Source organism: Streptococcus mitis (genome assembly GCF_002096855.1).
Lineage (GTDB): Bacteria > Bacillota > Bacilli > Lactobacillales > Streptococcaceae > Streptococcus > Streptococcus mitis_Y.
The window spans coordinates 172,355-191,057 of sequence record NZ_NCVH01000033.1 but is presented as its reverse complement, the minus strand read 5'-3'; the positions used below and the strand labels follow the sequence as shown (position 1 = coordinate 191,057).

Here is an 18,703-nt window from a genome sequence, read left to right as displayed (position 1 = left end):
GCGGTTTTTACTATGAATATATCACAATGCTAATAAATCAATAAATTGAATTGCTGTTGCACAGTTACTTAAAGCTTGAGAGTACAAAAAAATGAACAGCTGTTATATCAAATGGAGACTTTATCACTCCGGCAATTCTACCTTCAAGCTCATATCAGTGGGTTGTAACACTTTCTGAACTGCTGCAAGAAAGGCTAGTCCATTGTCAGATGGAGAATACTGGAATGTGATATGAATGACTTTTTTGTCAAAACTATCGCCATATCGTGCCACATACTGCTTGCTTTCGAGGAAGTGAATATAATTATTAATTTTTTCTTGCAGAATTTCCAGATGGACTTCTTCTATCTCTTCCTCCCAGCCAACTGGATCCACCAGAAGAAGCTCTAAATGACTATCAACTATACCAATTGCATCAAGTTCGCTAGGTTCCAGTTCTGAAACAATGGCTTTGATGACAATTTGTCTAAATTCCTCTGCTGTAAAAATACGACAGCTATTTTCAGGATTTTTCAAAATAAAGGAGGGATGATTTTCGATGAAGAGCTTATCGGATTCATCTTGTGTAAACTGTTTTTTAGATTTCCAAAAACCATAATCTGCATAATTCATCAACTCTTTACCAGTATGTTCTCCAGACATATAACTATCGGCAGCTTCTTTGGGGATTTCTCTAATCACTTCTGGACAGGTAATATTAAAAGTTGGATAACGCAAGAAATACTTATCCCCATCTTGACAGATTTCCAACATATCTTTTTGACTAGTATAAATCGACTTCATTTCTAATATCTATTAGCTTCTTGTGTTTTTTTAAATATTTTTTTCCATACCATTCTTCCACTGATTTTCCTTCCCATTCGCGGTATTCTTCTGGGTATTTCCATTTGTAAAATGCTTGTAAATAACTAGGAAATTCGATGTAAATTAGCATAGCAATCACAGCAATATTTAGGATAATCCATGTTATCAAAAGACCTAATCCTTCCAATAAAGTTGAAAATTTTATGGAAAAACTTTTTATAATAAAGTTTATAATTACTCCAATTCCCAAAAAACTCATTCCATAAATCGCTATCTTATTGGCAATTTTGTTGCGAAGAGAAGAGCCACTTCCATTACCATACATCAGTTTTTTAAGACTTTCAATTTCAAGGCTAAACATAAAATAGGCTAATATAGTAATAAAAACAAAAATAGCAGCAACCATCCAAATAGATAAAGTTGGTAATGACATATCAATTGCTAACAGATTAAATTCAAGACTAAGCCAAATTAGAAATGTGATGACATGAAAATGATTACGATAGTGCAGTATAAAAGCTTTTCTAAAAACTTTACCAATCAATATGATAAATACCCAAATTAAGAAACAGACTAGATATACCTCAGCTGTTAGTAATGGATGTTGATAGATAGGCAATCTTAAATCTTTAGGATCAGAGTCGTGCAAGGACAGCGAGAAAACAAGAATCATAAAGTTTATAATGACAGGACCGATAAGAGTCAAAACAATATTCTGAATATGAAGAACTAGTTTAGACTTTCCTTCCCTATAATATGTTTCTAACTTAGAGAAAACATTTCCTTTCTGATACTGTAAAAAACCATCATCTTCTAGATTAAGACTTTCTTCAAAACTTGCTTTAAATAGTGACTTTTTTGTCATAAGTTTAATCCTCAATCTTCTTTTATACTAATTCTGAGTGCTTTTTCAAGTATCTCTTTCCATACCATTCTTCCACTGATTTGCCTTCCCACTCACGGTATTCCTCAGGATATTTCCATTTATAGTAGGCATAAAGGAAATAAGGAAACTCCATAAAAATAAGCATTGCAATTAAACCAATGTTTAACAAAATCCAACATATGAATAGACCTAAAAGAGTTACGGAATGTGAAAAATTAATAGAGAAAGCTTTGAAAATATAATTAACAATCACAGCCAAGCCCAATAGACCTGCTCCATAAATAGCAATACCTTTGGCAATTTTATCGAGTAAGGTAGGTGCCTTAATTTCTCCATACATTAGATTTTTCAAACCTTTAAGTTCTATCCTAAACATCCAATAAATTAAGGCTAAAAGAAGACAAACAAGAATAAAAATTTCTAATATTGTTAGAAATGGTAATGCTAAACCAATAGCAGCAAGGTCGAACTCTATAACAAACCAAATCAAAAACGTTATAACATGAAAATGAGTCCTATATGGAAGAATAAAAAATGGTTTGAAAAATTTACCAATTAGAACTAAGAGAAGCCATATAAATAACCCGATTACATAAACATGAGACGTTAAAAAATTATGATTAGAAATTGGAAAGACTAAATCTTTTGGGTCACTAGTATAAAGCATTGTTGAAAAAGTCAATAATAAGAAATTGAAGCCAATCGGGAAAATAAGTGTCAATATACCATATAAAACAGCGTTTTTAAAATAGTCAAATACATTCCTTGGAGGTTTGGACATTTTTTTATCTTGTTCCTTCAATTGATACTGTAAAAAACCATCATCTAATAAATTTAAACTCTCTTCAAAACTTGCTTTGAAAATTGATTTCTTCATAATTTTCACCCAAATCCTATTTTAATAACTCCTTGTGTTTTTTTAAATATTTTTTTCCATACCATTCTTCTACTGTTTTCCCTTCCCACTCGCGGTATTCTTCAGGGTATTTCCATTTGTAGTAGCCTTCTAAAAAGAAAGGAAACTCCATAAATACAATCATTGCCAAAAGAGCGATATCCGAGCCTATCCATACCAACAATAATCCTAATAAAGTTAAATGAGGCGAAACAACTATTCCAGTATTGGATAAAATTATCTTTAAAATTACAGCAATCCCTAATACTCCGGAACCATACAAGGCAATAAAACGCACCACTCTATCAACTAGAGTATTCTCACTTACCTCACCAAAGAAACGATTTTTTAAAATTCTTCTCTCAGTACGAATAAATAACAAAGCAAGAATAAATAAGAGAAAATAGATACCAGCGATACCTACTAATGTGAGAGTCGGTAAAGCTACTGTTATTCCTAATAAATTAAACTCTATACCTAACCAAATTAAATATGTTAAAATATGAAATCGATGTCTATATGGACGTATAAATGGCTCTCGAAAAATTTTTCCAACTATAATCAACACAAGCCAAATAAACGAACCAAGCAAGAAAATTTCAGGTGTCAATAGTTGCGTTTTGTAAATGGGTAATGTAAGATCCATAGGATCCGCATTGTGCAAAGAATTAGCAAAAACTGCTAAAAGAAAGTTTCCACCAAAAACAAAGAAAATACTAAAAAGAATATTCTTAATCCTGAAACCAATACTTGGGATTCCATTATTTAATCCCTTTCCTAAATGTTCGTAATACTCTTTCTTTGAATACTGAAGTGGAGCATCATCTAATAAATTTAAACTCTCCTCAAAACTTGCTTTAAAAATTGATTTCTTCATACTTTTCACCCAAATCCTATTTTAATAACTCCTTGTGTTTTTTTAAATATTTTTTTCCTTACCAGAAATCTAGATCCTAATCCTTAATCCAATCTCATAATACGGAGAGAAATCCCAACCAAATTAGTACATATATTTTCTCCTATTATACCACACCTCTATTTTCATCTGAAATGGTTTCCATTTTAGGACAAGAAAAAAACACTGATCATTCAGTGCTTTTTCGATTGAACTACTGCCCCCTGCAGGAATCGAACCTGCAACTACTCCTTAGGAGGGAGTTGTTATATCCATTGAACTAAGGGAGCTAGATAAAAACTCTGCTGAAGAAGCAGAGTTTTTTAGTCGAATTAACGACGGATTTCTTTGATACGAGCTGCTTTACCTTGAAGAGCACGCAAGTAGTACAATTTCGCACGACGTACTTTACCGTAACGTACAACTTCGATTTTTTCAACACGTGGAGTGTGGATTGGGAAGATACGCTCAACACCTACACCGTTAGAGATTTTACGAACTGTGTAGTTTTCTGAGATGCCAGCACCTTTACGTGCGATAACAACACCTTCAAAAATCTGGATACGTTCACGGTTACCTTCGACAACTTTCGCGTGTACACGAACAGTGTCACCAGGACGGAATGATGGGATATCTGTACGAAGTTGACCTTCAGTCAAGCTTTGGATTAATGGATTCATTTTATTCTCCTATCTTTGTCAATCTTGAGGAATCTTCCTCAGCGGATAAACTGTATTTTTGTGCGTCCATTACACACAAGATACAGTTTACCAAATTTCCACAAAAAAGTAAAGAAATTTATAGCAGAATTCCTAAAAAAATCGCAACCAAACCACCTAGGTAGGTTAAGGCTAGGTAGCTATAAAATACCTTCTTATCACTTAACAGTCTTTGGAGTTCGTCATTCAAGGTAGAGAAGGTTGTTAAACCTCCACAAAAACCCGTCGCTAAAATAGCATAGACTTCCTTAGACTCCACATGATTGTAGAATAATCCAATTAAAAAACAACCCAAAAGATTGGCTATTAGCGTTCCGAGTGGCAATTTAGAATCTTGATTATAGCGGGAAAAGAAATAGCGCACTAAAGCTCCGAAACCACAAGCAATTGCAAGATAGACCATTACCATTTCTTCCTCCCCAAATAGTAAGCCAAGAGCAGGCCTCCACCGATGCTCAAAAGCAAATACAGGACTAAACTAAGATAACGCCCTGTATCAAGCAGTTTCACAGCATCAAGCATTAGACTAGAAAAGGTTGTCAAACCACCACAAAAACCTGTACCCAGAGCTAAAATAACACCTTTACTGGTTCCCTTATAGACTAAGTAGCCCTTAACAAGATACACCAGGCAGAAAACACCTAGATAGTTAACAAGAAGGGTGCCCCAAGGAAAATCTGGACTGGCTGGTAACCAAGTAGAAACTAGATAGCGGACAAGTCCGCCCAACATGGCAGCTAGAAAAATCCCTAGCGGATAAAATTGTTCTTTTTTCATTTGATGTTTTGATCCTGATAATCACGCGAACGTTTGAGTATGTCCGAAAAAGTCGCTACAATAGTCTCCTGATAGCGCTTATCTCCTACGCGACTTCTAACCTTTTCAAAAATAACCGCTTCTCTCTTAGTATCTAAAATCGGTTTACCTGAAGCTTTCTTATAGGCAACTACATCCTCAACCAAATGCATTCGTTCTTCTAACAGTTTGACAATTTGATCGTCAATTTGATCAATTTCTTTACGAATAATATCTAAATCCATACAATCTCCTCCTTTATTTGAATTATTGTATCAAAAAGCCACCAAATAGGCTAGTAAAATCCCAACTCACAATAAGAAAAATGCACTGATTGATTGCATCAGCGCACTTTTATACTTATCCTACTTTTGCAGCCAATTCTTCTGCGAATTGTTCCAAGCGTTCAATGTCTTCTTCCTCAGCAGAGAGATCAACTTTGACACACTCTGAACCTTTTTCTGCCCCTGTCGCTACAAAAACGCGGTCAAAGTCATCGACAGCCTTACAGAATTCATCGTAGAAGGTATCTCCTGAGCCGACCACTCCGTAGATTTTGCCATTCAAGTTGAGGTCAGCTAGGTCTTCGTAGAAGTCCATCATCTCATCTGGCAATTCTCCATCACCATAAGTATAGGTCGCAACGATAGCGATGTCTGCTTCCAAGAAGTCTGAAGCGTCAACAGTTGTACATTCATCAACATCGACATCCAAGCCCAAGTCACGTAATTTGTCTGCTACAATATCTGCAATTTCTTCGGTATTACCGGTCATACTGGCAAATACAATTTTTGCTAATGCCATATCGTCCTCCTCAATTTATCTTTCTCCATTATATCACATCTTTTTCATTTTAAAAATAAAAATTCTTGTGCTACAATGAAATGAGAAAGAATTGAGGTTATTTATGGACATTTGCCATCAAATTTTAGAAAAAATCAAAGAATACGACACGATTATCATTCACCGTCATATGAAACCAGACCCAGATGCCTTGGGAAGTCAGGTGGGATTGAAAGCTCTTCTCAAACATCATTTCCCAGAAAAAACTATCAAAGCAGTTGGTTTTGATGAACCAACTCTTACTTGGATGGCTGAGATGGATTTTGTTGAAGATAGTGCCTACCAAGGCGCCCTTGTCATCGTCTGTGATACGGCCAATACTGCTCGTATCGATGATAAACGCTATCGTCAAGGTGATTTTCTCATTAAAATTGACCACCATCCAAATGATGATATATATGGTGACCTATCTTGGGTGGATACTAGTTCAAGTAGCGCTAGTGAGATGATTACCCTATTTTCCCAAACAACTCAACTGGCCTTGTCAGATCGTGCTGCTGAGTTGCTCTTTGCAGGAATTATTGGTGATACAGGCCGCTTCCTTTATCCTTCTACGACTGCACGGACCCTCCGCCTTGCTGCTTATTTGAGAGAACATAACTTTGACTTTGCGTCTCTCACTCGCAAAATGGACACTATGAGTTACAAAATTGCTAAACTTCAAGGCTACATCTACGACCATCTGGAAGTGGATGAAAATGGTGCTGCTCGCGTTATCCTGAGTCAGAAAATCTTAAAACATTTCAATGTCACCGATGCGGAAACTGCAGCCATTGTAGGCGCACCTGGACGCATTGACAGTGTGAGTCTCTGGGGAATTTTTGTGGAGCAGGCTGATGGCCACTACCGAGTTCGCTTACGCAGTAAAATCCATCCTATCAATGAAATTGCTAAAGAACATGATGGTGGAGGCCACCCTCTAGCAAGCGGTGCTAATTCCTATAGTCTAGAAGAAAACGAAATCATCTATCAAAAGTTAAAAAACTTGCTTAAAAACTGATAAAATACTTGCCAAACTTTTCTGAATCTGATAGACTAGTATGGTAACAATCTATGGCTCGCAAAGAGACCATGGCAGAAAGGAAATATTGCAAAATGAAAAAAGATATCCATCCAGAATATCGCCCAGTTGTCTTCATGGACACAACTACTGGTTACCAATTCCTTAGCGGTTCAACAAAACGCTCTAACGAAACAGTTGAGTTCGAAGGCGAAACTTACCCATTGATCCGTGTGGAAATTTCATCAGACTCACACCCATTCTACACTGGACGTCAAAAGTTCACTCAAGCAGATGGACGCGTGGATCGTTTCAACAAAAAATACGGTCTCAAATAATGATAAAAAGAACAGTTTCGACTGTTCTTTTTATCTTCTTTTTATGAACCAATCACTACTACTTTCTATTTGTCAACCATCACGCTGACACTATAATTGATTTCAAACGGGGTTAAAAAATATCGAAAAGAAGCTTGATATTGAGAATGGTCAAGATGATTGAAACTACGTAGCCTAGAATTGTGTTCCACTTAGCATTGGTAAATTCTCCCATCACTGACTTCTTAGAAGTCAGATAAATTAAGGGAAAAATTGAGAATGGAAGAGCGATTGAAAGAAAGACCTGTGAATAGACCAATAACTGATCTAAGGTCTTTTCTTGATGCCCAAACAAGACAGCAACTATCATCACAGGGAGCAAGGCAAAAATCCGTGTTCCGACACGAATAACCCACTGTGGTAATTTCATATGCAAGAAACCTTCCATAACGATCTGTCCAGTCAAAGTACCTGTAATAGTAGAATTTTGGCCACTTGCTAAGAGAGCTAAAGCAAACAAAGTTGACAGAGTTGAGCTGGCTATCGCTCCTGCTATTGTCGAATCCTGTAAAGCATTGTACATTTGAGAGAAAGCTGAAATTTCAGATGCATGGCCAAAAAAGAGGGAGGCGCCTAAAAGTAAGAAGCAAGGAATTGACAACAAACGCTAGAGACAACTGAAGATTTGAGTCCCAGGTCATAAAACGGACAGCTTTTCGTATATCTTTCTTATCCTTATGGTTGATTTTTCTTGTTTGAGATAGGGATGAATGGAGATAGAGATTATGGGGCATGACTGTTGCTCCCACAATCCCTAAAGCCAAAGTCAGTTGACTATCATGTCCTGGCAAGGAACTTTCAAATAAAGTCGAAGTCGGTAAATAGCCACCAAAAATCCCCTGCATACTTGGATTAGATAAAGCAACCAGATAAGAAAAGATACCTAATATGGTTAAGATAAGGGTTGTAACAATAGATTCAATCTTCTTGAACCCAAATTTCATCAACAAAAGCAAAAGAAATACATCTAAAACGGTTAGAAGTATCTCGACCATAATCGGTATTTTAAACAAAAGATTTAAGGCAATTGCTGAACCTATAACCTCAGCCAAGTCTGTCGCCATTAAAGCTAATTCTAAAATCACCCATAGACTATAGCGGAGCCACTTGGGGGCATGATGAGCTGTTGCCTGCGCTAAATCCATCCTCGTCACGATACCTAGCTTTCCAGCCATCTGTTGTAGCTGCATGGCGATGATGGATGAAATCAAAATAACAAATAAGAGACTATACTTATAGGAAGCACCTCCAACCACACTGGTAATCCAGTTTCCGGGATCCATATAACCAACTGCTACAAGAGCTCCAGGCCCTAAAAATGCTTTTAGATTTTGCCAAAAATGATTGTTATTCGGAGTTTCAATAGATTGATTGATCTCAGAAAGAGAGACCTTTTTGTAAGAAGACATCGGAATATTCACTTTCTAATCTTGTCTTTGCCTATTTTATTAATGGAGCTTTGAAAATATAATGAAAATAATTTCCTATTCCCAATTTATTCTTATTATATCATATTTTGAAATGATTCTTAAGGAAAGCATGATAGTTAAAAAAACTTTGCACTCTAGCTAGCCACGAGATGGTTTCTAGAGTACAAAGTTTTTTTATTAGACTTCCTGCGAAACTAGAATTCTAGTTCACAGTTGATAATTCCAGCAATCAAATTCATTCGTAATCCAAATCGTTTACGTCGATTTCGATAGGTTGTTGAAAACATTTTAAACGTTTTTACTTTAGCCAAAATATTCTCAACCTTGATTCTCTCTTTAGATAGCACATGATTATAGGATTTATCTTCAAGAGTTAGTGGATTAAGTTTGCTTGATTTCCTCGGAATTTGCGCTTGTGAATACATCTTCATGATCCCTTGATAACCACTGTCTGCCAAGATTTTACCAGCTTGTCCGATATTTCTGCGACTCATTTTGAACAACTTCATATCATGACAATAGTTCACTGCAATATCCAAAGAAACAATTCTCCCTTGGCTTGTGACAATCGCCTGAGCCTTCATAGCATGACATTTCTTTTTAAAAGAATAATTGGCTAGTTGATTTTTTAGGACGATTGATTTTTACCTCTGTTGTATCCACAATCACCGTATCCTCAGCACTAAGATGAGTTTTTGAAATCGTAAAGCCACTTTGAATAAGAGTTGCTTCAACCCATTGACTCCGACGGATTAAGTTGCTTTCGTGAATGCCAAAATCAGACATAATTTGTTCATAAGTGCGGTATTCTCGCATGTATTGAAGAGTAGCCATGAGGAGGTCTTCTAGGCTTAACTTAGGGGTTCGTCCACCTTTTGCGTGTTTAAGTTGATAAACTGTTTTTAACACAGCTAACATCTCTTCAAAAGTAGTGCGCTGAACACCAACAAGGCGCTTAAATCGTGCATCAGTTAATTGTTTACTTACTTCATAATTCATAGTTTTATTGTATCATATTTTGTTTCGCAGGAAGTCTACTTTTATTTTCCACTGCCAAGCACAATTCTTAGATTCACTCTGAAAAAGATTAGACTTTTAGCCTCAAAATTGATAAAATAAAAAAGAAAATAAGATAAAAGGAAATTATAAATCACCATGATGAACATGCAAAACATGATGCGCCAAGCACAAAAACTTCAAAAACAAATGGAACAAAGCCAAGCTGAACTTGCTGCTATGCAATTTGTTGGCAAATCTGCTCAAGACTTTGTTCAAGCGACCTTAACTGGAGATAAGAAAGTTGTCAGCATTGACTTCAATCCAGCTGTCGTTGACCCAGAAGACCTTGAAACTCTTTCAGATATGACTGTTCAAGCCATCAACTCTGCTCTTGAACAAATCGATGAAACTACCAAGAAAAAATTGGGTGCTTTCGCTGGTAAATTGCCATTCTAAGCATAAGAAAAACAAGCATTCAAGAGAATACTTGCCTATCCTGGGAGGAACAATTGTTCCTCTTTTTGCTTACTAAAAATTAAAGAATTCCATGCCCTGTTTGAACAGTAAATCCGTATACTCTGGGTCTTCTTGGGCAATAGTAACCTGATCTTGAATCATTTCCAAGTCATCTGTTATCATGCCATCAGCTCCCAAATGAACTGATTTATCAAAGGACTCTGAACTATTGATGGTCCACACGTACAATTTCTGATCCGTATTCCAAAGCTTGTTGACAAAATTTTCATCCAAGGTTGAATACTCCATAGTATAACCTGTAGCCTTGGTTCTTGGAAAAATACTATTATAAGGTAGAATGAAAAAGACTGGAATTTGAGTATCGTAGGATAAAACCTGGTCAATCACATGGTAGTCCAAGGATTGCATTTGGTGACCATTATGCTTAAGAACCGTTCCATATTTTTCCATAAAGCGTTTCATCATATCTGGACTATCTTTTCGACTGGTTTTAATTTCAATAAGGAGTTTTTGATGCAATTCATTGGCTTTATTGAGATAGTCATCAAAACTAGACACCTTGCTATGATAACCATTTTCTGAAATATCAAGTTTGGTTAATTCTTCCAAAGTGAGATCCTGAGGATTGGCATTAACTCCTGTCAAATTCTTGATATTAGCATCATGCATCATGACAAACTGACCATCTTTCGTTTCCTGAACATCCGTCTCAACGAAATCTGGACTTAGTTGGGCTGTCTTTTCTAAAGATTGGACTGTATTTTGCACACCATTCTTATTAGATACTCCCCTGTGAGAGATAATCAAAGGTTTATTGGCGACTGGAGCTTCTAAATAAACATATCCCTCAAGAGCGAAAAAGATAGCTGCACATCCCATCACTCCCCATCTCATCCAGTGGTCTTTCTTTCTCCTTGGTGTAATTTCTAATTCTTCTCCTGTTAAGAAGGAAACAAACTTAATGAGAAAGTAAGTCAAGGCCATATAGTGGAAATTCTTAATCAAGACAAAGTTGATAATTCCCAGCACAAGAGATTCCTTATGGGTCAAACCATCCATTAATACCTGACTTGCCAAGATTGGAATCAATAAAAGAATGAAAAATAGGTAGGTTTTGACGACAATCCAAAGCAAGTTCCAAATATAAAACCAGGAGTGCTTTCTTGTCTTTTCTAGACTGTATCTGACTGCTTCTTTGACTGTTTTCTTCTCAAATAAAAGCTGAGGTAGGGCAAACATCAAACGCACTGAAATATAAAATAGAAGTAAAGCTAGAATAGTGACCACTATACCTACTAGCCAATACTTGTCTTCTATATAATCAACGATAAAGTCTGGAATGACGATTTTATTGAGGTAATAAATCTTTAGAATCTTTCGAATCAATGGAAAGAGCATCATGACATAAAAGAAGATAAAGGTTATCTTGGAAAGCGTCACTTGCTTCATAAACAAGAAACTTTGGCGAAAGACCTTACGACTGTACTCTAGCAAAGTTCTCTTTTCATGATAGAGGAGGTGCCGGGCTCCGATAAAGAGAAGTCCTATCTGGTAATAGGCGATCAATAAATTAACGATTACCAAAATAAATAAAGCAAGACTAATAAATGGCGAACCCTTTATAATGGCAAAAATATTGTTGTAGGATAGAAAGAGATAACCTGTCTGACGGAGCAAAAGTCCAGCAATCCAAGAATTTGACGGTAACCAGACAAACTCAATCATCATAAAAGTCAAGAAAAATAGAAAAAGTATTTTATCTAGATTAAAGTATATCTGCTTAAAACCTAGATTTTTAGGTTTTTCAGGTTTCATAGGCACTCCTAGTCAAATAATTGAGACAAATCCAAGCCTCCAAAAGGATTGTTTGAAAGACTACTTTCTGTCTCTAACAATTCTCTAGCTTGGTCTGACTCTAGAAAGGACTCGTAAACACGCGCCGTCATCCGAGCATCCTCTAAGCTATTATGAGACTGACCTTGAAATCCAAGAAACGAGGCAACGGTTTGCAATTTGAGATTGGCAATACCATGTAAATCCGAACTCCGACGTTCAAAAGCTTCATCATACAAATCTACCTTATACTGCTGGCTGTAGTCTAAACCATGATCCGCTAAAATAGGTAGATCACTTTTAGCAGCATTGTAGCCTACCATAGGTAAAGAACCCACAAACTCTTGGAAATCTTTTATAACTTTCTCCACTGGAGGAGCATCTTTTAAGGTCTCAGCTGTAATCCCAGTCAAACCATTGATAAAACTCTTTAGAGGCACACTGGTATGGACATAGGAATCATAGGCATTGATTTCCTGACCATCTCTAAAACGCACTGCCGATACTTGAATCAAGTGTGTTTGCCCTTCATGCTGATTAAATTCTAAATCGAAAGCAATGTAATCTTCTAATCGTTCCATTCTATACCTCTCCTATACTGTTATTTTATACTAATTCAAACCACGTCAACGTCGCCTTGCCGTACTCAAGTACAGCCTGCGGCTAGTTTCCTAGTTTGCTCTTTGATTTTCATTGAGTATTACTTGAGCAACTATACTATTTAGAAACAAAAGAAGCCATCAGGTTAGCATTTAACCTAAACAGCTCCTTGATTATCCTCCAAATAAACGAGCAAAAAAGCCTTTCTTAGTTGATTGGACTTCTTCTTTTGCTTGGTCCAGCTCTAGCTTAAGATTTTCTTGATCCTTCATGGCTTGAAGGGTCAATTGTTGCTGCTGATCGAGTTGTTTGTCTTTCTCAGCAATCTGACGGTCTTTGATACGCATCTGCTCGTCTTTTTCTGATAACTGACGATCCTTGGCTTTTAATTGTTCATAAAGACGAAGAATTTCTGCATTCTTCTCATCAACCAGAATCTCCATCAGTTCACGTTGCTTGACATCTTCACTGACAGGCTCATCTTCAAAAATCGTTTTTTTATAGATTTCTTCTAGCTTAATCAAGCCACTTCTGGTAACGACTGTTACCCCTTTGTCATTTTTATCTGTGTCTTCTTCTGGTAATTCTTTGACACGGTTATTGATTGCTTGACGAGATAATCCTAAAACCTCTGCAATCTCACTGACGGTCATTTCAATACTCATAATATCCTCTGAAACGTTTTCTAGCTTTTCTTTACTTAAATCTTATCATAAGCTAGAAAAACTGTCAAATTTCCGCTTAATCTAAAGCCTTCAAAAAGGCTAACAAGACTTGGGCAGAGCGACGTCCAGCTTCGATAATAAACTCATCAAAAGAGATGTTTGCTTCATGGTTGGCATTATCACTCATAGCTCGGATGACTAAGACTGGAAGATTAAGAGCATGTGCTGCCTGAGCAATAGCTGCCCCTTCCATCTCAACAGCCAAAACATCTGGGAAATGGGACTTAATCGCTTCTATCTTATCATTTCCTGCAACAAAACTATCTCCTGTAGCAATCAAACCAAGATGCCAGTTCTGGTCCAATTGAGATAAACTCTCTTGAATTTTAGCAACAAAGGTTTTATCTGATTCGAAATACAGCGGTTGTTGTGCCATTTGTCCATAAGCATACCCAAAAGCTGTAACATCCACGTCATGATAGGCTAATTTGTCGGCAATCACAACATCCCCAACAGCAATATCTTCTGCTACTGCCCCAGCTGATCCCGTATTAATCACAGCATCCACTTGGAAATGATCAGCCAAAATCGCCACACTCATAGCAGACATGACCTTACCAATTCCACTTTCTACAAGAACGACCTCATGCGAGGCAATGGTTCCTGTATGATAGGTATTCCCCAAAACAACTTGCTCCTGAGCATTTTCTAGATGCTGGATCAGATAAGCCAGTTCTTCTGGCATAGCCGCAATAATTCCTATTTTCATTTCAATTCCTTTTCTATTACAACAGTTTCATTGCTAAGACAAGCAAAATCAAGAGAAAGATGACTGCAAATAAGATTTTATTCAGTTTAGAATTGAAGACATTTCTCTTGGTATTTTCGATGCGACGGCTTTTATGAATAGACGGTTCGACCTGAATCTTCAAGGTTTCCTGGCTAAATCCATGATCCTTAGGATTGGCATAACCAAAACAGGAAGAAGATGTTGGCAAAATCTTAGTCTCCTCATCATCTAGCAAAGGGGGACCTGAAATTTTTTCTCCTCTATTAGCTCTTTCGATTATTTCATCCGTTAATAAAGGTTTACCCATATCGACCTCCTCTATTTTTTCTGCAATTCCCAGTATTGAACAGCCATAATTGTCTTGGCATCACAGATATGACCTAATTTGATTAATTCCTTAGCTTCTTCTAATCTCACTTCAAGGACTTCCAAGGTTTCATCATCATCCTGCGGACGCGGATTTTCCACCTTTGTTAACTCGCTTGCTAGGTATAGTTTTAACTTCTCATTACAAAAGCCAATAGCTGAATAGAAGTCATACAAGAGTTCTAATTTCCCTGTATAGGCTGTTTCTTCCTCCAGTTCACGCAGTGCTGCTGCGACTGGGTCTGTATTTTCTCCTACCTCCAATTTTCCAGCTGGAATTTCGTAAGAGACAGCCTCGATGGCCTTGCGGTACTGCTTGACCAAGATAAGTTTTTGCTCATCGGTTACGGCTAAAACACAGACAGCTCCATTGTGGAAAATCAAATCACGTTGGGCGGTTCCCTTACCTTCTGGTAATTCAACCTGATCTTGGACCAGTTTAAATATTGGTCCTTGATAGATTTCTTTTCGGCTTAGTGTTTTTTCTTCAAATTCCATGACAGACTCCTACTGATTATTAGGATGATGAGGAAGGCGAGTTGCATATTCGTCTTTATTGACCTGACGACCACGACCAATAGCAATAGCATCTGCTGGAACATCTTTAGTAATAGTTGAACCAGCACCAACGAGGGAATTGTCACCAAGTTCTACTGGCGCAATAATGGTTGAATTTGAACCAACAAAGACATTGTTACCAATGACTGTCTTGTATTTGTTTTTGCCGTCATAGTTGACTGTAATGGTTCCTGCACCAAAATTAACGTTGCTTCCCACTTCACAGTTTCCGATATAAGTCAAATGACCAGCCTTAGTATTCTCGCCGATAGAAGAACCTTTCACCTCAACAAAGTTACCAATATGAACTTGGGCACCCAGACTTGAACCTGGACGAATGTGGGCGTATGGTCCAACAGTTACACCGTCTGCAACACTACTTTCTTCAATCATAGAGTTGGTAATAACAGCTCCTGCTCCAATAGTGCTATCCACTACATAAGTACCATTTGTCAAAACAGTCTCAGCACCAATTTTCGTTTGCCCCTTCAAGGTAACATTGGCTTCGATTTGAACTTCAGGAGCAATCTCAACATCAATATCGATATAAGTTGCTTCTGGATTGACAAAGCTAACACCATTGACCATATGCTGATGATTGATGCGACGACGCATAACCGACTCAGCAGTCGCAAGTGCCACACGGTCATTTACCCCAAGACTTTCATCAAAATCTTTCAAAGTATAAGCGCCAACTTTTTCACCAGCTTCACGGAAAATTCCAATGACATCTGTAATATAGTATTCACCTTGAGCGTTATTGGTATTGATATTTTTCAGAGCCTCAAACAAACGCTCGTTGTCAAAGACGTATGTTCCAGTGTTGATTTCCTTGATTTGCTTTTCAAAATCTGTAGCATCCTTCTGCTCAACAATGCGAAGAACCTCAGCATTGTCATTACGAACAATTCGTCCATAGCCAAAAGGATTATCTGTTTCAGCAGTCAAAATAGTGGCCACATTTTTATGATTGATGTGGAAATCAATCAAGTTTTTCAAGCTTTCACCTGTGATTAAAGGAGTATCTCCTGCGATGACCAAGGTGTGACCTGACAAACCTTCTAAGATTGGCTCTGTCATCATAACCGCATGACCAGTTCCTAACTGTTCAGATTGAGTCACAAATTCTGTCTGTCCAGCCAAGACCTCTTCAACCAATTCTGCCTTATGTCCGACAACTGTTACTGTCTTTTCAGGTTGGATAGCTCCCACACTACGGAAAACATGTTCCAGCATTGAAATACCCGCAACCTTGTGCAAAACTTTTGGCAAATCAGATTTCATGCGAGTCCCTTTACCCGCTGCTAAAATAATGGCATAATTTGACATAATCTTCTCTTTTCTCTAGAAATTCCCTTTTATTATACCATATTTCAAATCATTCCGCGCCCTTGAATGAAAAAATGCTCCAAAGTCCTTTTGTACTGCACCCCAAAAGTTAGACAGAAAAAATCTAACTTTTGGGGTGTTTTTATTATGAAATTAACATATGATGATAAAGTTCAGATCTATGAACTTAGAAAACAAGGCTACAGCTTAGAGAAGCTTTCAAATAAATTTGGGATAAATAATTCTAATCTTAGGTATATGATTAAATTGATTGATCGTTACGGAATAGAGTTCGTCAAAAAAGGAAAAAATCGTTACTATTCTCCTGATTTAAAACAAGAAATGATTCATAAAGTCTTACATGAAGGCTGGACTAAAGATAGAGTTTCTCTTGAATACGGCCTCCCAAGTCGTACGATACTTCTTAACTGGCTAGCACAATACAAGAAAAACGGGTATACTATTGTTGAGAAAACAAGAGGGAGAGTACCTAAAATGGGACGTAAGCCAAAAAAGAGACCTGAAGAGAGGACAGAATTAGAACGTCTTCAAGCAGAAAATGAGTACCTGAGAGCGGAGAATGCCATCCTAAAAAAGTTGAGAGAACTCCGATTGAAGGAGAAAGAAGAAAGACAGAAATTGTTCAAGAATTAATGACTGAGTTTTCGTTAGATATTCTTCTAAAAGCCATTAAACTAGCTCGTTCGACCTACTACTATCACTTGAAACAGCTAGACAAACCAGATAAGGACCAAGAGCTTAAAGCTGAAATTCAATCCATTTTTATCGAACACAAGGGAAATTATGGTTATCGTCGGATTCATTTAGAACTCAGAAATCGTGGTTATCTGGTAAATCATAAAAGAGTTCAACGCTTGATGAAAGTACTCAATTTACAAGCTAAAATGCGACAGAAACGAAAATATTCTTCTCATAAAGGAGATGTGGGTAAGAAGGCAGAGAATCTCATTCAACGCCAATTTGAAGCAGCTAAACCAATGGAAAAGTGTTATACGGACGTGACAGAATTTGCCATTCCAGCAAGTACTCAAAAGCTTTACTTATCACCAGTTTTAGATGGCTTTAATAGCGAAATTATCGCCTATAATCTTTCAACTTCACCTAACTTAGAACAAGTAAAAACAATGTTGGAACAGGCCTTCACAGAGAAGCACTACGAGAATACGATTCTTCATAGTGACCAAGGTTGGCAATATCAACACGATTCTTATCATCGCTTCCTAGAGAGTAAGGGAATTCAAGCATCCATGTCACGTAAAGGTAACAGCCCAGACAACGGCATGATGGAATCTTTCTTTGGCATTCTGAAATCGGAGATGTTTTATGGTTATGAGAAGTCATTTGAGTCGCTCAACCAATTGGAACAAGCCATTGTAGACTATATTGATTACTACAACAATAAACGAATTAAGGTAAAACTAAAAGGACTCAGTCCTGTGCAATACAGAACTAAATCCTTTCAATAATTATTTGTCTAACTTTTTGGGGTCAGTACATTTCCTTAACCCATTTTTTGAGTATTTTTTTTGATTTTTTCCCATTTTTAAGGTAAAATTATGAGATATGAGAAAGAAAATTAATCCGCTTATTTTATTTGGTTTTTTTGGGATTATAATTTTCATTTTAATCCTAAATCGCCCTCGTTTTGAAGATCATCCTGTAAAAACAAAATCCAATATCGCCCAAGTACAGACACAAGCACTACATAATATAGATAAACCAGTAATTGATGTTTCTGGTTGGCAACGTCCTGAGGAAATTAATTACGATACTCTCTCCCAAAATATTTCTGGAGCTATCGTTCGCGTCCATAGTGGCGCTCAGTCTTCAAAAGAAAACGATGCTTCCTTTGTCAATGGGATAGATAAGGCCTTTAAGACCCATATTACCGAATTTCAAAAACGAAACGTCCCAGTTGCTGTCTATGCCTATGTAGCTGGAAAAAGTGTCCAAGAAATGGAAAAGGCTGCTGAAGTTTTTTATAACGCTTCATCGCCATACAGCCCTAGCTACTATTGGCTAGACGTAGAAGAAAAAACCATGTCCAATATGAACGAAGGTGTTGAAGCCTTTCGAGCAAAACTAGAATCACTAGGTGCTAAAAATATTGGAATCTACGTTGGAGTCTACTTCATGGAAGAACACAGTATTGATACAGACAAGTTTACCTCTGTTTGGATTCCTTCCTATGGTTCTGACTCAGGATTTTACGAAGCTACTCCTAAGACTGATTTAGATTACGACATTCACCAGTACACGTCTAAAGGAAAAATTGCTGGCTTTGACCACGATTTGGATATCAACGTTATCTCTTCCTTAAAGAACAAAGAAGAAACCTTTAGAAAACTCTTTTTAAAACCTTAAAAGCATTTGTTTATCATTTGCTTTTTCTTTTTGTGTTTGATTGTGTTACAATATAGT

General features: G+C 37.0%; 22 protein-coding genes, 1 tRNA gene and 1 pseudogene. 5 read left to right on the top strand and 19 right to left on the bottom strand.

Annotated elements, in window-relative coordinates; genetic code table 11:
• Window positions 1-123 precede the first annotated feature (123 nt).
• The 10 genes from B7698_RS09190 to B7698_RS09145 form a co-directional block, all read right to left on the bottom strand.
• Window positions 124-783, bottom strand: coding sequence for a DUF6572 domain-containing protein (locus B7698_RS09190; protein ID WP_084865428.1), 660 nt, complete (start codon window positions 781-783; stop codon window positions 124-126).
• Window positions 764-1,669, bottom strand: a complete 906-nt coding sequence (locus B7698_RS09185; RefSeq protein ID WP_084865426.1) for a hypothetical protein — start codon at window positions 1,667-1,669, stop codon at window positions 764-766. The genes B7698_RS09190 and B7698_RS09185 overlap by 20 nt, the downstream gene beginning before the upstream one ends.
• 22 nt (window positions 1,670-1,691) lie before the next feature.
• On the bottom strand, window positions 1,692-2,570 hold the full coding sequence (locus B7698_RS09180) for a hypothetical protein (protein WP_084865628.1): 879 nt from the start codon (window positions 2,568-2,570) through the stop codon (window positions 1,692-1,694).
• Between the two features lie 13 nt (window positions 2,571-2,583).
• Window positions 2,584-3,462 (bottom strand): hypothetical protein, encoded by an 879-nt coding sequence (locus tag B7698_RS09175; RefSeq protein WP_084865424.1) that lies wholly within the window; start codon window positions 3,460-3,462, stop codon window positions 2,584-2,586.
• Between the two features lie 236 nt (window positions 3,463-3,698).
• A tRNA-Arg gene (locus B7698_RS09170) sits at window positions 3,699-3,770 on the bottom strand.
• Between the two features lie 42 nt (window positions 3,771-3,812).
• Entirely contained in the window at window positions 3,813-4,160 is a 348-nt protein-coding gene (gene rplS, locus B7698_RS09165) for a 50S ribosomal protein L19 (protein ID WP_001068669.1), read from the bottom strand.
• 118 nt (window positions 4,161-4,278) lie between these two features.
• Entirely contained in the window at window positions 4,279-4,608 is a 330-nt protein-coding gene (crcB, locus tag B7698_RS09160; protein ID WP_004241771.1) for a fluoride efflux transporter CrcB, read from the bottom strand.
• Window positions 4,602-4,976 carry a fluoride efflux transporter CrcB gene (gene crcB / locus B7698_RS09155; protein WP_000712104.1) on the bottom strand — a complete coding sequence of 125 codons (375 nt, stop codon included), beginning with the start codon at window positions 4,974-4,976 and terminating at the stop codon, window positions 4,602-4,604. Before crcB (B7698_RS09155) ends, crcB (B7698_RS09160) begins: the two co-directional genes overlap by 7 nt.
• Window positions 4,973-5,239 (bottom strand): chorismate mutase, encoded by a 267-nt coding sequence (locus tag B7698_RS09150; protein WP_000362429.1) that lies wholly within the window; start codon window positions 5,237-5,239, stop codon window positions 4,973-4,975. The genes crcB (B7698_RS09155) and B7698_RS09150 overlap by 4 nt, the downstream gene beginning before the upstream one ends.
• 115 nt (window positions 5,240-5,354) lie before the next feature.
• Window positions 5,355-5,798 carry a flavodoxin gene (locus B7698_RS09145; protein ID WP_001162125.1) on the bottom strand — a complete coding sequence of 148 codons (444 nt, stop codon included), beginning with the start codon at window positions 5,796-5,798 and terminating at the stop codon, window positions 5,355-5,357.
• 103 nt (window positions 5,799-5,901) lie between these two features.
• Between B7698_RS09145 and B7698_RS09140 the strand changes: the two genes are divergently transcribed.
• Together B7698_RS09140 and B7698_RS09135 are read left to right on the top strand one after the other, a co-directional pair.
• Entirely contained in the window at window positions 5,902-6,837 is a 936-nt protein-coding gene (locus B7698_RS09140; protein WP_084865422.1) for a DHH family phosphoesterase, read from the top strand.
• Window positions 6,838-6,932: 95 nt separating this feature from the next.
• Window positions 6,933-7,175 carry a type B 50S ribosomal protein L31 gene (locus B7698_RS09135; RefSeq protein ID WP_000710764.1) on the top strand — a complete coding sequence of 81 codons (243 nt, stop codon included), beginning with the start codon at window positions 6,933-6,935 and terminating at the stop codon, window positions 7,173-7,175.
• 112 nt (window positions 7,176-7,287) lie between these two features.
• On the opposite strand, the pseudogene B7698_RS09130 reads toward B7698_RS09135, so the two are convergent.
• A pseudogene (locus B7698_RS09130) lies at window positions 7,288-8,623 on the bottom strand (Nramp family divalent metal transporter).
• Between the two features lie 215 nt (window positions 8,624-8,838).
• A protein-coding gene (locus B7698_RS09125) for an IS5 family transposase (protein WP_142358060.1) occupies window positions 8,839-9,643 on the bottom strand; the annotation gives its coding sequence in 2 pieces (ribosomal slippage) (window positions 8,839-9,267 and window positions 9,269-9,643; 804 coding nt in all).
• Window positions 9,644-9,799: 156 nt separating this feature from the next.
• On the opposite strand from B7698_RS09125, the gene B7698_RS09120 reads away from it, so the two are divergent.
• Window positions 9,800-10,099, top strand: a complete 300-nt coding sequence (locus B7698_RS09120; RefSeq protein ID WP_084865420.1) for a YbaB/EbfC family nucleoid-associated protein — start codon at window positions 9,800-9,802, stop codon at window positions 10,097-10,099.
• 72 nt (window positions 10,100-10,171) lie between these two features.
• On the opposite strand, the gene B7698_RS09115 is transcribed toward B7698_RS09120, so the two are convergent.
• The 7 genes from B7698_RS09115 to glmU all read right to left on the bottom strand — a co-directional run bounded on the left by B7698_RS09115 (window position 10,172) and on the right by glmU (window position 16,261).
• Entirely contained in the window at window positions 10,172-11,935 is a 1,764-nt protein-coding gene (locus B7698_RS09115; RefSeq protein WP_142358059.1) for a glycerophosphoryl diester phosphodiesterase membrane domain-containing protein, read from the bottom strand.
• Window positions 11,936-11,943: 8 nt separating this feature from the next.
• Entirely contained in the window at window positions 11,944-12,534 is a 591-nt protein-coding gene (locus B7698_RS09110; RefSeq protein WP_004256614.1) for a 3'-5' exonuclease, read from the bottom strand.
• 192 nt (window positions 12,535-12,726) lie between these two features.
• Window positions 12,727-13,218, bottom strand: a complete 492-nt coding sequence (gene rocS / locus B7698_RS09105) for a chromosome segregation protein RocS (protein ID WP_000021242.1) — start codon at window positions 13,216-13,218, stop codon at window positions 12,727-12,729.
• A 76-nt stretch (window positions 13,219-13,294) separates the two neighbouring features.
• Complete coding sequence (locus B7698_RS09100; RefSeq protein ID WP_084865418.1) at window positions 13,295-13,987, bottom strand: 5'-methylthioadenosine/adenosylhomocysteine nucleosidase; 693 nt, start codon at window positions 13,985-13,987, stop codon at window positions 13,295-13,297.
• A gap of 16 nt (window positions 13,988-14,003) precedes the next feature.
• Window positions 14,004-14,315, bottom strand: a complete 312-nt coding sequence (gene macP / locus B7698_RS09095; protein ID WP_084865417.1) for a cell wall synthase accessory phosphoprotein MacP — start codon at window positions 14,313-14,315, stop codon at window positions 14,004-14,006.
• Between the two features lie 11 nt (window positions 14,316-14,326).
• The gene (locus tag B7698_RS09090; RefSeq protein WP_084865415.1) at window positions 14,327-14,872 is read right to left on the bottom strand and encodes an NUDIX hydrolase; all 546 of its coding nucleotides are present in this window, start codon (window positions 14,870-14,872) and stop codon (window positions 14,327-14,329) included.
• 9 nt (window positions 14,873-14,881) lie between these two features.
• Entirely contained in the window at window positions 14,882-16,261 is a 1,380-nt protein-coding gene (glmU, locus tag B7698_RS09085) for a bifunctional UDP-N-acetylglucosamine diphosphorylase/glucosamine-1-phosphate N-acetyltransferase GlmU (RefSeq protein ID WP_084865413.1), read from the bottom strand.
• A gap of 147 nt (window positions 16,262-16,408) precedes the next feature.
• On the opposite strand from glmU, the gene B7698_RS09080 reads away from it, so the two are divergent.
• Both B7698_RS09080 and B7698_RS09075 read left to right on the top strand, forming a co-directional pair.
• Window positions 16,409-17,748 (top strand): IS3 family transposase gene (locus B7698_RS09080; protein WP_142358058.1). Its coding sequence is split into 2 segments (ribosomal slippage): window positions 16,409-16,850 and window positions 16,850-17,748, totalling 1,341 coding nucleotides; the frame shifts between segments, so codons are not numbered across the junction.
• A 97-nt stretch (window positions 17,749-17,845) separates the two neighbouring features.
• Window positions 17,846-18,646 (top strand): GH25 family lysozyme, encoded by an 801-nt coding sequence (locus B7698_RS09075; RefSeq protein WP_084865411.1) that lies wholly within the window; start codon window positions 17,846-17,848, stop codon window positions 18,644-18,646.
• Window positions 18,647-18,703 lie beyond the last annotated feature (57 nt).